The 12,795-nt window shown below is 70.9% G+C and carries 10 protein-coding genes; 4 read left to right on the forward strand and 6 right to left on the reverse strand.

Features of this window, described 5'->3' with window-relative positions; translation table 11 throughout:
• Positions 1-120: 120 nt before the first annotated feature.
• Positions 121-261, reverse strand: a complete 141-nt coding sequence (locus ACFWVE_RS24760) for a hypothetical protein (protein ID WP_384017884.1) — start codon at positions 259-261, stop codon at positions 121-123.
• Between the two features lie 462 nt (positions 262-723).
• Between ACFWVE_RS24760 and ACFWVE_RS24765 the strand changes: the two genes are divergently transcribed.
• Positions 724-1,671 carry a class I SAM-dependent methyltransferase gene (locus tag ACFWVE_RS24765; RefSeq protein WP_384017887.1) on the forward strand — a complete coding sequence of 316 codons (948 nt, stop codon included), beginning with the start codon at positions 724-726 and terminating at the stop codon, positions 1,669-1,671.
• Positions 1,672-1,795: 124 nt separating this feature from the next.
• Here ACFWVE_RS24765 and ACFWVE_RS24770 read toward each other — a convergent pair whose 3' ends face one another.
• The 3 genes from ACFWVE_RS24770 to ACFWVE_RS24780 all read right to left on the reverse strand — a co-directional run bounded on the left by ACFWVE_RS24770 (position 1,796) and on the right by ACFWVE_RS24780 (position 5,539).
• A complete protein-coding gene (locus tag ACFWVE_RS24770; RefSeq protein WP_384017890.1) occupies positions 1,796-3,031 on the reverse strand; it encodes a trypsin-like serine protease in 1,236 nt (411 codons plus the stop codon).
• A gap of 191 nt (positions 3,032-3,222) precedes the next feature.
• Positions 3,223-5,355: a trypsin-like serine protease gene (locus ACFWVE_RS24775; RefSeq protein ID WP_384017893.1), complete on the reverse strand. Its 2,133-nt coding sequence runs from the start codon at positions 5,353-5,355 to the stop codon at positions 3,223-3,225.
• Positions 5,356-5,401: 46 nt separating this feature from the next.
• Complete coding sequence (locus tag ACFWVE_RS24780; RefSeq protein ID WP_384017895.1) at positions 5,402-5,539, reverse strand: hypothetical protein; 138 nt, start codon at positions 5,537-5,539, stop codon at positions 5,402-5,404.
• A gap of 1,078 nt (positions 5,540-6,617) precedes the next feature.
• Here ACFWVE_RS24780 and ACFWVE_RS24785 point away from each other — a divergent pair.
• The 3 genes from ACFWVE_RS24785 (at position 6,618) to ACFWVE_RS24795 (ending at position 11,387) form a co-directional block, all read left to right on the forward strand.
• On the forward strand, positions 6,618-7,091 hold the full coding sequence (locus ACFWVE_RS24785) for a hypothetical protein (RefSeq protein ID WP_384017898.1): 474 nt from the start codon (positions 6,618-6,620) through the stop codon (positions 7,089-7,091).
• A gap of 413 nt (positions 7,092-7,504) precedes the next feature.
• Positions 7,505-10,903: an ALF repeat-containing protein gene (locus tag ACFWVE_RS24790; RefSeq protein WP_384017901.1), complete on the forward strand. Its 3,399-nt coding sequence runs from the start codon at positions 7,505-7,507 to the stop codon at positions 10,901-10,903.
• A gap of 151 nt (positions 10,904-11,054) precedes the next feature.
• Complete coding sequence (locus ACFWVE_RS24795; RefSeq protein ID WP_384017904.1) at positions 11,055-11,387, forward strand: hypothetical protein; 333 nt, start codon at positions 11,055-11,057, stop codon at positions 11,385-11,387.
• Between the two features lie 87 nt (positions 11,388-11,474).
• Here the strand turns inward: ACFWVE_RS24795 and leuE are convergent, their stop codons facing one another.
• A complete protein-coding gene (gene leuE, locus ACFWVE_RS24800) occupies positions 11,475-12,137 on the reverse strand; it encodes a leucine efflux protein LeuE (RefSeq protein WP_384017907.1) in 663 nt (220 codons plus the stop codon).
• Between the two features lie 44 nt (positions 12,138-12,181).
• The gene (locus tag ACFWVE_RS24805) at positions 12,182-12,757 is read right to left on the reverse strand and encodes a Uma2 family endonuclease (protein WP_384017910.1); all 576 of its coding nucleotides are present in this window, start codon (positions 12,755-12,757) and stop codon (positions 12,182-12,184) included.
• Positions 12,758-12,795 lie beyond the last annotated feature (38 nt).

The following is a 12,795-nucleotide window of genomic DNA, read 5'->3' on the forward strand; positions in this document are numbered from 1 at the left end:
CCAGACGTCGAAGCCGGAACACGTCGGGACCATGAGGTGAACGCGAGGTGACGTCACGACGCCGCCCGCCCGACGTCTTTTGCGGCGAGGCCGGCGCGCCTCCCCGCCCAGGGGCCGCGCTCAGTACCAGTACTGCTCGGCGCCACCGCCGCAGCCGCAGAAGATGTCGGCGGCCGCCGCGGATGCGGAACCCGCGTCCATCAGGAGAGCCGCGACTGCCGTCGCACCGGTGACCACCGCGGTCCAGGACTTCTCGCGCACGTGATCCGCGCCCGCCCATTCGGACTTCGACAGGCGAACGGGCCCGCACACGGAAACGAACGGAGTCGAACCTTCCGGTCGCCGGTAGCCCGTTCGAGTACCCCTTCTCCCGAGCTCACAGGGAAGCCGGACCGGAATGAACAAATCCGCAAGACGGTGAGTGACGGCGGAAAGCGACCGCTTGCCCGGACGCCGCCGATGGTCTCCGCCGACAGCCGGGCACCGCCCCGGCAAGGACCGGGAAGGAGAGGACCGGCAGCACTCCGGGCCCGTGGAACCCGGCGCATCCGCGGCATCACGTGACGGCCCGCCCCGAACGGCCCGAGGACAGGACGAGCGAACTGCCGAGCACGTCAGCTGCCGAACCCCGCTGACGAGTCGAGGCTAACCTGTGCCCCGTCCATCGCATCCACGTTCCTCGCACCCACGTTCGCCTCCGCAACGGATTGAGGTCCTTGGTCAATGAACAGCCTTGTCATGCTTCGCAGTCCGGCTTTCCGGCGTCTGCTGCGTCCGGTGGCCGACCTCATCGACCAGCGCATCGAGCGGCAGGTCCGCTCGGCGGTCCGGCGCAGGACCGAACCGGCGGCGCAGAGCGGCCCGGACATCGAGCAGCTGGTGCGCGACGTCGAGCTGCTCAGGCGCCGCCAGCTCACCTTCGAGCTGCTTCTCGGTCCTCACGGGCGCCGCAACTCCCGCATGGTCTCCGAGGCCCCGCTGGAACGTCTGCACGCCGAGGTCGCGGCCCTGTCGGGCGACCGTGACGCGGCGGTGCGCAACGTCGCCGCCGCCTTCCGGCTGCTCGTCGCGCTGGAGTCGCTGGGCGTGGGCCGGATCGCGGGCGGCACCATGAACATCTGCGGCAAACTCGGCACGATCCCCCTGCTCGACCCGCCGAACGACGAGATCCTGGAAATCGGCACGCTCTACGGCATGTTCTCCGCCGGGCTCCTGCGGATGATGGAGCGCGACGGGCGCAGCCCGAGCCTGACCATCGTCGATCCCTTCGCCGGCGTGCAGCTCCAGCCCGGTACCAGCCCGCCCCCGGACCCCACCGGGGCACCGGTCGACGAGCACGCCGTACGCACCAACCTCGGCCTGGCCGGCCCGGCGGGAGCGGCGGCACGGATCCAGCAGGGGTTCTCCGAGGACCCCGAGACCCGGGCGGCCGTCTCGGACCGCCGTTACGGCGTGATCGTCGTGGACGGTGACCACTCGGCCAAGGGCGTCGCCCAGGACCTTCAGTGGGCCGAGGAAATCGCCGCGCCCGGCGCGATCGTCGTCCTGGACGACTACGGCGACCCGCACTGGCCCGGCATCAAGGACGCCCTGGACGACCATCTGAAGGGCGGGACCCGTTTCACTTACCTGGGCAGGGCGGCCCACTCGGCGTACCTGCGGGCGTCCTGAGCACCGACGCCTGCACGGCCCGCAGGGGGCGGTCCGGGAACCGCCCCCTCGGGGATCCCTGAGCGGCGCCCGGGTGTTCTCCCCGCCCAGGGACCGCGATCAGTACCCGTACCGCTCGGTGAGGTCAGCTCAGGGGCAGCGGGGCAGGATCCGCCGGGGCGAGGCCCGTGACACGGAAGTTGTCGGCGTGCTCCAGCGTGAAGCGCTCCCAACCCCCGGCGACGGTGTCCGAGCGGGCCCGCAACTGACCCGCGTCGTCGCCGGTGTGGTTGGCCTCGGTCACGACGTACTTGCCGTTCGCCCGTGACTGCAGGGCGTACTTCCGGTCTCCCTGGGGCACCAGCGCGTACAGCTCCCACCCGCCGGTGACGGACTCGCTGCGGGCACGCAGCATTCCCTCGTGGTCGCCGGTCCGGTTGAGCTCGGTGGCGACGAAGAGACGGCTGGCCTCGGACCGGAGCGCCACGGTCGCCCCGTTGTCACGGGTGTGGAATGTGAACTGTTCCCAGCCCGCCACCGTGTCGCTGCGCGCCCGCAGCCGGCCCTCGTTCTCGCCGGTGGCGGTGACCGCGGCGGACACGTACTTGCCGTTCGCCTGTGCCTTCAGCGTCCAGCGGGCGACCCGGGCACCGATCCAGTCCGTGATGTCGTCCAGCCTGGTCTCCACCGCGCCGAGGCGGGTCTCCTCGGAACCGAAACATCCGCCCTGCCAGGAACGGCTGCTGACAGCGACGAGTTCGTCCCCTTCGCTGCCGGAGCGGATCGCCGGGCCGCCCGCGTCTCCCTTGCAGACCGCGGCGCCGTCCAGGCCCTCGATGTCCAGCTCCGTGTCACGGGTGCCGGTGACACCGAAGGTGCCGACGTGCAGGCGGGTGGGCGCCCACTCGTCCTCGGTGCGGCCGTATCCGGCGACGGACAACGGCTCTCCCCCGGCGGGGGCCACGGCACCGAGCGGCACGGGAGTGATGGTCCGCACCGGCGAGGACAGCCGTGCCAGCACAAGATCCCGATCGGCGCGCGGGACCAGTTCCACGATGTCCCGGACCTCACCGCCCGTCGTCGTCATGTCGGTGCGCCCGATGGTGACTTCGGCGGGGACCGGAGGCGCCCCAGCGGCGACCGAGGTGTACTGGGCGGGGTCGTCGGCGAAGCAACTGGCCGCCGTGACGATCCACCGCTCCTCGATGAGGGCCCCGGAGCAGGCGCGATCCTTGTCCCCCATCTCGATTCTCGCGACGTAGGGCTTCTCCCCGTCGTCGGCCGAGTCGCCCACCGTCGCCTGTGCCGGACCCGCAACGAGCGTTCCCGCCACGGCCAGCGCGCCGGCGAACCACGCTCCACATCTCGTTCTCCTGCTCACGTCTCTGCTCCTGTCACAACTCGTCGACCGTCTTCTCACGTGATGGCCGGTTTCTTTCTGGACGCTCGGATCAAAGTTCCGTTCACGCGCGGCGCACCCCGGGTGCGTGGCCGTACGGAAGCCGGCACCGAGGACGAACCCGCGGGCCCCGGGGAGGCCGCCGCTGCCCCGGGACCCGTGCAGCCGACGGGTCAGCGCATCGTCATGCCGAAGGCCTTGCCGGTCAGAGGCAGTCCGCCCTGTCCCGGCCGATGGGTGGTCACGGTGCCGCCCGTACCGCCCATGACGTCCGGCCACGGCAGGGCGTGGACGGCTCCGCGTTCGGCGGGGCCGTGCGGCATGCCGATCCACAGGTGCGTGCCGGTGCCGTTCAGATAGGCACCCACACGCTGCGACGGTCCCGGAGTCCCCGGCAGGCCCCGGGCGTTGCCGGCCTCGATCCAGTGGTCGGAGTCGCCGGGCGCACCCAGGAGCGAGAAGGCCTGCACCATGCCCGCGTCCGCGGCCGTGGTGATGTCCTTTCCGGGCACACCGACCGCCAGCAGCATCGTCGCCGCGGTGCCCGGCGTGTCCGGCGAGGTGTTCACGGCGACCACCTCGGTGCCGAAACCGTCACCGGCCGCAGAGGCGCCGTTGACGCCCTCTGTTCCCTGGTGGACGGTTGCCAGCTGCGTCACGGCACCCGTCGCGGCCACCCTGAGCGTGGTCACCTGTCCGGCGCCCTGGAAGGAGTCCGTGCCCACCCAGAGGGTCTCACCGGGCGTGCCGACGGCGAGGATCGAGTCGGTCGCGGCGGCGGCACCGGACGGACGGTACGCGGTCATCGACAGCGAGGCACCGAACAGGTCCCCGGCTTCGGCAGCATCGCTGATTCCGTCGGTCTCCTGGTCGATCGTGGCTATGGGGGCGGGAATGCCGTCCGCACTCAACTCGTGCTTCAGGACATGCACCGCACCGGCGTCCGCGGATTCACCGGGCGCGCCGATGGCGAGGTGGTTCGGGGAACCTGTGACGGAGGCGCCGAACCGGTCCCCGTCCTCGATGACGCCCGTCACACCGGGATCGTCCTGGTGGACCGATACGCTGGTCGTGCCCCGGAGGTAGTACGCCAGGCCCGCGTTCACATGGCCCTTGAGGTTCTTGCCGGGCACCCCTATCAACAGATACGGCTCGCCGGAAGCGGTCCGGCCGGCGGCCAGGGCAGCGCCCATCAGGTCGTCCTTCTCGGACGCCCGCTCCTTGATCTCTCCGGTGCCCGTGCCCTGCTGGAGGTTGAACGAGGCCTTGCCGAGGCCCAGCCCGTCCCGGGAGCCGTAGAGCACGGTCACCAGGCCGCCGTCCACCACGTCACCGATGTCCTCCGTGGGTGCGCCCACGGCCAGGTCGGTGCAGCCGTCCTCGTCGTGGTCGAACACGGCCAGTGTCCTGCCGAAGGAATCACCGGCCTCGGCACCTCCGGTCACCAGGTCGAGGTCCTGGTGAATCGCTGTGGACCCGCGTCCGCCGCCGTAGACGATGCGTACCAGGCCGGCGTTGGACCGGCTGTTCACCGACGCCGTCGGGTCGCCGACCGCGACGTCCTCCGTGCCGTCGCAGTCGAAGTCGGTCACCCGGGTCGCACCGACCTTGCCGGCCACCCAGTCCTTCAGGTCGTCGACGCGGGTGGCGACGCCGCCCGTCCGGACCTCGGCGGTATCGGTCCCGAAGCATCCGCCCTGCCAGGAACGGCTGTTGACGGCCACGAGCGCGGCCTGACCGTTCGTCGTGCGCACCACCGGGCCTCCGGCGTCACCCGCGCAGATCGCAGCGCCGTCCTGACCTGTGACCGCGGCGGTGGTGGCATCGAAGGAGTCCATCGAGAACGCGCCCGTGTGCAGCTTCAGCGGGGCCCACTCGTCCTTCGTCCGGCCGTAACCCGCGGCCGCCAGTTGCTCGCCGGCGGTGGGTGCGGCCGCGGACACGGACACGGGGACGGCTGCCGTGACCGGCCGGGAGAGACGGGCCAGAACCAGGTCGCGATCGGCGCGCGGCACCAGCTCCACGACCTGGCGCACCTGGCCTGCGGTGGTCGTCGGATCCGTGCGGCCGACCGTCGCCGTCGTCTTGAGCTTCGGGGCGCCGGCGGGCACGGTGAGGTCGGCCGCCGGGTTGTCGGCGAAGCAGCTTGCTGCCGTGAGCAGCCATTCCGCATGGACGAGGGTGCCGGAGCAGGCGCGTGTGCCGTCGCCCATGTCCAGACGTGCCGCATAGCCGTAGCCGGCGTCGGAGGCGGCAGTGCCGGTGACGGCATGGGTGGGGCCGGCGCCCAGGACGAGGGGCGCCACGACTAAGACCGCGGCCAGCCCGGCGGATCGTGAGACTCTGCTGCGATCAGTGATCATTTGCCCTCCGAGGCATGTCGACAATACGGCCGGATCCGGGCGACGCGAGGCCGATGCCGCCCTCGCGGGCCCCGTCGACCACCTTGTCGACCTGCTCGGCATCGGAAGTCACCACGCCAGTGGACATACGCCCGTCCCCGGCATGTTCAGTGGAAGCGGCCGGCAGGCGATTCAATACGGGCGCGAAGGCCGCGGCGGAAAACCGCCGGGCAAGAGAAGCAAAGGGAAACCCCCTCCCGTCAACGCTTCGCCATGCGTCGGGAGGAGGCGTGGGAGGCAATGAGGAATGGGAATTGCCCGCCAGGACAATGACAGTCGCCCACCCCTGCCGTCAACCATCGAAATATCCGTACAGAAATGTCTCCCTCAAACTTTCAGGGCTCCCGAAACCCCGCCATCCATGCCATGGAATCCCAGCCGCCTCAAGATTGTCCAGCGCACAAATTGACCCAAATCCCCCCTCGATCCACCCGGCCGTCACACGCACCTCCCATTACAAGAACAAGAAACATCAATGGCATGTACTGAAAGTGAACGAGGCGACCGGAGCAGGGAGGCGCGCCAGGGCGGCAACCCGGGGGAATTTATGCGGCATTCCGCAGCCGGAGCCCTTGGGGGCAGCCGGGGTGCCGGCCGACGGACGCCGCCGCAGGCACCGAGGGCGGATCCATCCAGAGCTGAACCCCAGCTCCAGCGGCTGAAGTTGCCACGCCGCGCAGCCACAGGAACCGCACGGGCACCCGGCGCCGCAACCGGGCCCGGGACGGGGTTCAGCCCCGACGGCCCTCCCCGTGCACAGTTTTTTGCCATGTCGTTACAGAATTCGACACAACCTTCATCCGTATTCGCGCACCCCGTTGTACGCAATGGGCATTTTAAGGTGAATGACGGATTCGTTCGGGTAGACAGACAAGAACCGAACGTTTTAGATCTGACGGAACGGTAAAACTTGTAAAGGCTCCCGATCCCGCCGCCACCCCCACCTGTGGGGACACCGCCGCGTTCACACCCGAAGGCCGCCTGTTCGCGCTCCTGAGTCATTCAATTTTCGCGAGCCGAACCCGGAAGGCATAGATTCACCCCCGCTCGGGGAATCCAGTATTTCTGTCGCCCGCTCCGGCGTACGCGCCTCGGACGCAGGGATGCACAACCATGCGAGGAAGAAGATGAGAAAGCGTATTTCACGGACATTACTGTCGTGCGCGTTGGCCGGGGCAGCCGCTCTGGCGCTGGGCGTGGGACTCTCCGACACCGGTTCGAGCGCAGAACGGACACCGCCGATGGCCGCGGTGGCGGAGGGGGCCCCGGGCTACGCCGTCGAGGACTTCGCGTACCCCCAGGCCGACAAGATCCTCGAGGAGCGGGGCATCCTGCTCAAACGGGGGGACGGGCACATCGTGCTCGTCGACTGCAGCGGTCAGGAAGGGCTGTTGAAGATCTACACCCGCAACAACGGCATCGTCTGTTTCCGGACCACGGGGGACAGCGGCTACCTGAGCCTGGAACTGCCGGCCGTCTACGGCGTGCAGTCCAACGCGTACCGGACCGACCTCCACACCACCGTCGAGGACGAGGAGCACCAGTACGAGGTGGACCCCAACTCCTTCACCCCCGTGGGTGAGGCCACCGATCCGGACGGCCGTCGGCACGTTCTCGTCGAGATCATCACGGCCAAATAGGCACCCGACCGCTCCCGTTCGGGGCCTTGGCTCCGGACGCGCAGAGCCAGGTCGCCGCTTGCCCCGGTTCGGCGAGCGGGCCTCCGTGACCCGCACCGGCCCCGAGGCGGCCGATCCCGTCACCGGTACGCGGCCTGTCGTCCGTGCACCCGGCAGCATCAGTGCCTACGGCGGCGTCCGCAGCGCCTCCCGGAGCCGACGCCGCCGTCCCCCGGCCCGGAGGACAGGGCCGACGGCTCGGTCGTCCCGCCGCTGACAGGACGTGCGGCACCGCTGTCAGGCAGCCGCACGGGCACTCCCACGCCCTCTTCCCACCCCCGGCGTCCGAGGTGTTCCCCGGACGCCGGGGCTGAAGCACCACGCCGCCGTACGCATCGATTCCCTCGTCGTCCGAAGCGAAAGGACCCAAGGCCGTGCCACCGACTCTGTGGAGCAGACGCCGCCTCCTCACCACCCTGTCCGCGCTGGCCGCCGCGCCTGCGCTGCCCGGTGCCCTGGCCCTCGCCTCCGCTCCCGCGTACGCGGCGGGCGCGGCCGAACTCCCGGACCGCTTACCGGACACCGACCGGGGACACGCCGTGTGGGCCTACCGGACCGGTGGCCGTGCCGTCCGCGAGGCCGCCGCCGCGGCACTGGCCGGCACCGACGCCCGGATCACTGCGTTCCTGACCGGCGAACTGCCCGTGGCCCGGGCCGACGACAACCGTTTCGCCGTCTTCCAGAGCCTCGCCTGGGCCGGGCAGTCCGTACAGGAGGGCGCGCAGCAGGCCCTGACCGGGGGTGACGAGGCGGTCGCCGCCTACCTCAAGGACGGCTACCGGGCGCCGCTCCTGACCGACCTGCGGGTCGAGGTCTTCCGGGTCATGAACAACGGCGGGCCGGGGGTGCGGCGGGAGGCCGCCGCGGCTTTGGAGAAGGACACCCGGGAAGCGCTGCAGACCTTCCTCGACACGACCCGGTTCACCGCGCAGGACGAGGACGAACAGGTCGAGGTCTTCACCCTTCTGGCCAAGGCGTCCCCGGAGGTGAAGAAGTACGCCGAACGGGCCCTCGAGGACGGCTCGCCGAAGGCCGTCCACTGGTTCCTCACCACCGGCCAGCACATCGCTCGTGCCCGGGACGAGGAAACCGCCACCATCGACCAGCTCGTGGCGATCGTCGAACGGGAGGGCAAGCGGGCCAAGTCCAAGACGGACAAGGCCGTCACCGCGTCCAACCAGGCCGAGGAGGCCGCGGCCAGGGCGAAGGAAGCGGCGCTCACGGCGGCCGCCGAGGCGAAGGCCGCGCAGAACGACGTCCGCAAGTCGGCGAAGGCCGCGGACAAGGCGGCCGACGCCGCACGTGGCGCGGCCGGTGCGGCGCAGACCGCGATCAGCGCCTCCCGGGCCGCGCAGGCTGCCTCGCAGCGGGCGGCGTGGGCGGCCCAGGCCGCCGCGGCCGCGGCGGCACAGGCCGGCCGGGCGGCTTCACGTGCCTACAACGCCGCCATCGCCGCCTCGGGTGACGCCTCGAAGGCCTCCGCTGCACGCACGGCGGCCGAGGGCGCCCGTGACGCGGCCGCCAAGGCGCGCACCGCGGCGGCGGCGGCACGCCAGGCCTCCGTTGCCTCCGAGCAGGCCGCCTCCGCCGGTTCCGCGGCCGCCTCCGCTGCGAACAACGCCGCCGCCGCGGCCACCGCGTCCGCCGAGGCGGCCGACGCCGCCGGCGCCGCCACGGACCAGGCCCGCCGGGCGCGTGCCGCCGCCGAGGACGCCAGGGCGCAGGCGGCCCGTGCCACCAGCGCCGCATCCCTGTCCCAGCGCCTGGCCCGCCGGGCCGCAACGGCCGCGGCCGAGGCGCACCGGGCGGCGAATTCCGCGGCCGACCACGCCGACAAGGCAGCCGCCGCGGCCGAGGAAGCCGCCGAACACGCCGGGGAGGCCGTCGAGTACGCCAAGCGGTCCAAGGCGTACGCCGAGGCCGCGGTGGAGGCGGCCACGACCGCCGCCGACGCGGTCAAGGAAGCGCAGGAGGTGGAGACCGCGGCCCGTGAGGCGGAGGCCGATCGCATCCTGCAGGACACCGAGATCGGCATCATCGCGGCCCGGCTCAAGGCCGCCGAGGAGCAGGAGGCCCTGGAGCGGATCACCGAGCAGCGTTCCCAGAGCGACCAGCTGACCCAGGAGATCACCGGCCTCGTCGAGCAGGCGGAGAGCGCGTTCGCCGCCGGGGACGAGGCGGCGGCGGTGGGCTTCGGCCGCAGGGCCGCGGTCAAGCTCCTCGACAGCCACGGCACCTGGACGCGTGAGGCGGCCGAGTTCGCCCTGGCCGGCGGCGACTACGAAATCCTCAACTGGATCGACGCCGACCGCATCGGGGCACAGCAGCAGGACGACCGCGAGACCGTGCTGGCCGTCGCCGGGGTGGCTGCTCCGGATGTCGCGGAAGCCGCTCGGCAGGCCGTGGAGAGCGACGACGCGAACGCGCCGCGCACCTTCCTCGAGCACGGGGTGACGCAGGCGGCCGCCACCGAGAACCGCGTCACCATCTTCAAGATCCTCGGGCAGGAGCCCGGTCCCGCGGTCAAGGAGAAGGCGGAGGCCGCCCTCGCCGACAACAGCGCCGAAGCACTGTTCCGCTTCCTGAGCACGGAGTACGCCGAGGCGACCAAGGAAGACGACAGCGTCGAGATCTTCAGGATCCTCAACGAGGGCGGGGCCTACCTCCAGTCGGCCGCGAAGGTGGTGCTGGAGGGGTCCGCCCTGATGCGGCGGTCGTTCCTCGCACACGACCGGTACAACATCGCCCGCCTCGACCATGACACCGAGGCCCACGTCGCCGCGATACGGGCCGCCATCGCACACGCCGCCCACACCGCGCAGAAGGCCCTGGAGGACGCCGCACGTGCTTCCAAGGCGGCGGCGGAGGCGCGGAACGCGGCCGAAGAGGCCTCCGACTGGGCGGCCAGGGCCCAGGACTACGCCGCCGACGCCACCCGCGCGGCCACGGAGGCCCGTGACAACGCCACGGCGGCCGACGCCTCCGCCGCCAAGGCCGCCGCCTCGGCACAGCAGGCCACAAAAGCGGCGTCCGTGGCACGCTCCGCGTCCCGCGCGGCCAACTACTCCGCGAACCAGGCCTACGCCTCGGCGACCCGGGCCCAGGCCTCGGCCGTCTCGGCGGCCCGGTCCGCGGCACAGGCACGCGCCGCGGCGACCCAGGCCGGCCAGGACGCGCGGGCCGCGGCGACGGCGGCCAGCGAGGCGCACCGCACAGCACAGCGCAAGCGGCAGCAGGAGATCGCCGCCGCGGCCGCCGAAGCGGCACGCAAGGCCAGGGAGAACAGGGAGAACGGCACCAACCCGGCCGACACCCCCGACAGCGACAGCAACAACGCCGACAAGGAAGCCGAGTTCCTCGGCATCAGCGCGGACGACTGGGCCACCTGGTCCGGCCGTGTCAGCACCGTGGCCGGGACGATTTCCGCGGTCGCCGGCGGCGCGGCGATCATCGCCGCCCTCATCCCCGGTGGCCAGCCCGTCGCCGCGGTCCTCGGCGGGGTCTCCCTCATCGCGGGAGGCGTGTCCCTGGTGGCCGGCGGCATCAACGTCATCGCGACAGGGTTCTCCGCCGGCTGGTGGGGCACCGACTTCAACAAGTCCCTGGGTACGTTCGCCCTGAGCGCCATGTTCTTCGGCAAGGGACGCGCCGTCAGCTGGGCCTCCAAGAAGGTGCCGGGCCTCTCCGGAATCGCGGACGAGGTGGGCACCAAGCTGTCCGGATTCCTGGAGGACACCACCACGGCAGCCATCGGATGGCTGAACTGGAGCTGAACGGACAGCAGTTCCGGACACAGCTGAAAGACATGGGTGGGTGACACGGCGTGTGCGTGTCACCCGCCCCCGTGCCAAGTGACGAAGAAATGGCGAAAGAGCAGTGGTCGCACAGAACTTGACAGTGGGGCAGTGGTGGATCGTCGCGCTCGTGGTTTCGGCTCTCTTCCCGGCCGCGTTCTACTACTGCCTCAGGAACAGGAAAGGCGCGTTGCTCTCCCTGATGGCACCCGCGCTCGGAGTCTTGTCCGTCCTCGGCCACAATGAGCTGCGGGACCACGGAGCGGTGGAGGCCCTGGTCATGTACTCCGTCTCCGTGCTCTCCGTGTCCCTCCTGGTCGCCGCTTTGAGACCGGAGGTGGTGAAGCAGGCGGCGACGGCCCGGACGGGTAAGAAGTACGAAGCCCCGAAGTGGAGGATCAACCTCTACGCGGTACTGACGCTGACGCTCGCGCTCGGCCTGATGGTCCTGCTGCTGGCGTAGCGCGGGGACGGTATCGGGGCACCGGGGAGTCCGTCCGGCGCGTGGGCCGGCCGTCCTCGGAGGGTGAGGAAACCTCCGCCGCCGGAGTCACGCCGCCAGTGACAGCTTTGCCGCGAAGCCCAGGAACAGGGCGCCCGCTGCCGAAGTGGCGCCCGCCGACAGGGCCCGGCGGCGGCGGAAGGCGGCGGCGAGCCGGGTGCCGCCGAATATGAGGGCGCTCAGATAGAGGACGCTGGCGATCTGGGCGAGGATGCCGAGGACGACGAAGGAGAGCGCCGGGTAGGCGTAGGCCGGGTCGACGAACTGCACGAAGAAGGAGACGAAGAACAGGATCGCCTTCGGGTTGAGCAGGCTGATGACCAGCGCCCTGCGGTACGGCCGTTCCACGGGGGCCGCGTCGGCCGGAACCACCCCGGGGGCGTTCTCAGGGGCGCTCTGTTCCCGCCGGGTCCGCCACATGCCCCAGGCCGCGCGCAGCATGCCGACCGCGAGCCATGTCAGATAGCCGGCGCCCGCGTACTTCACGATGCCGAACAGCACGGCGTTCGCCTGGAGCAGCGAGGCGACGCCCGCCGCGGACAGGGTCATCAGCACGGCGTCCCCGCACCACACCCCGGCCGCCGCCTTGTATCCGACCCGCACCCCGCGCCGCGCGGCGACGGACAGCACGTACAGCGAGTTGGGACCGGGCAGCAGCACGATGAGGATCAGGCCGGCCAGGTAGGTGGGGAGGTCGATGACGCCGAACATGGAGGAGAGTGTCGCACGGGGGTGCGACACTCCGCGCCGGTGTTTCAGCCGTCGAGAAGCGTGTCCACGGGGAGCTCTACGCGCACACCGACCGATCCCGGCAGGGCCACGTCCTGCCCCCGCTTGAAGCGCTGGGGGTCGGGGTACTTGCCGTCGGCCGGTTCCGTGTGGAGCAGGACCTCGTCGTGCTTGCGGTCCACGACCAGGTGGGCCGGGATGCCTGCCTGGGCATAGCACTCGACCTTGGGGCCGAGGTCGTCGGACCAGTTGGACGACGTGATCTCGACGACCAGACGGAAGACGTTCGGCGCGTAATAGTTCTTGGTGACGTGGGCGTCGCGGAAGTCGTCGTCGACGACGGACAGGTCGGGGATCGCGAAGTCCGCCGGCAAGGTGGGCAGCCACAGACCGACACCTCGGATCCATTCGGCCCCGCTGCCCGCGATACCCGCACGCTCGAGTGCCCTGCAGAATTTCGTCAACGCCAACCCGTGCGAGCCGTCCGGAGGCGGTGTCACAGTGAGCCTCCCCTGGAGAATCTCCACGCGGTGGCCAGGCAGTGCACGGGCGAGCTGGTCGGCAGCCTCACCCAGGGTCAGCTCCTGCCGCAGTACGGCCATGGCGTCCTCCTTTCGGGGCCCACTCTCCACGAGAGTGA

The sequence above is a fragment of the Streptomyces sp. NPDC058632 genome, assembly GCF_042717095.1.
Taxonomy (GTDB): Bacteria; Actinomycetota; Actinomycetes; order Streptomycetales; family Streptomycetaceae; genus Streptomyces.

Coding starts and splice junctions, on each gene's coding strand:
- ACFWVE_RS24765 (WP_384017887.1), top strand. CDS start 724: ATGAACAGCCTTGTCATGCTTCGCAGTCCGGCTTTCCGGCGTCTGCTG.
- leuE (WP_384017907.1), bottom strand. CDS start 12,137: ATGTTCGGCGTCATCGACCTCCCCACCTACCTGGCCGGCCTGATCCTC.
- ACFWVE_RS24805 (WP_384017910.1), bottom strand. CDS start 12,757: ATGGCCGTACTGCGGCAGGAGCTGACCCTGGGTGAGGCTGCCGACCAG.
- ACFWVE_RS24780 (WP_384017895.1), bottom strand. CDS start 5,539: ATGTCCACTGGCGTGGTGACTTCCGATGCCGAGCAGGTCGACAAGGTG.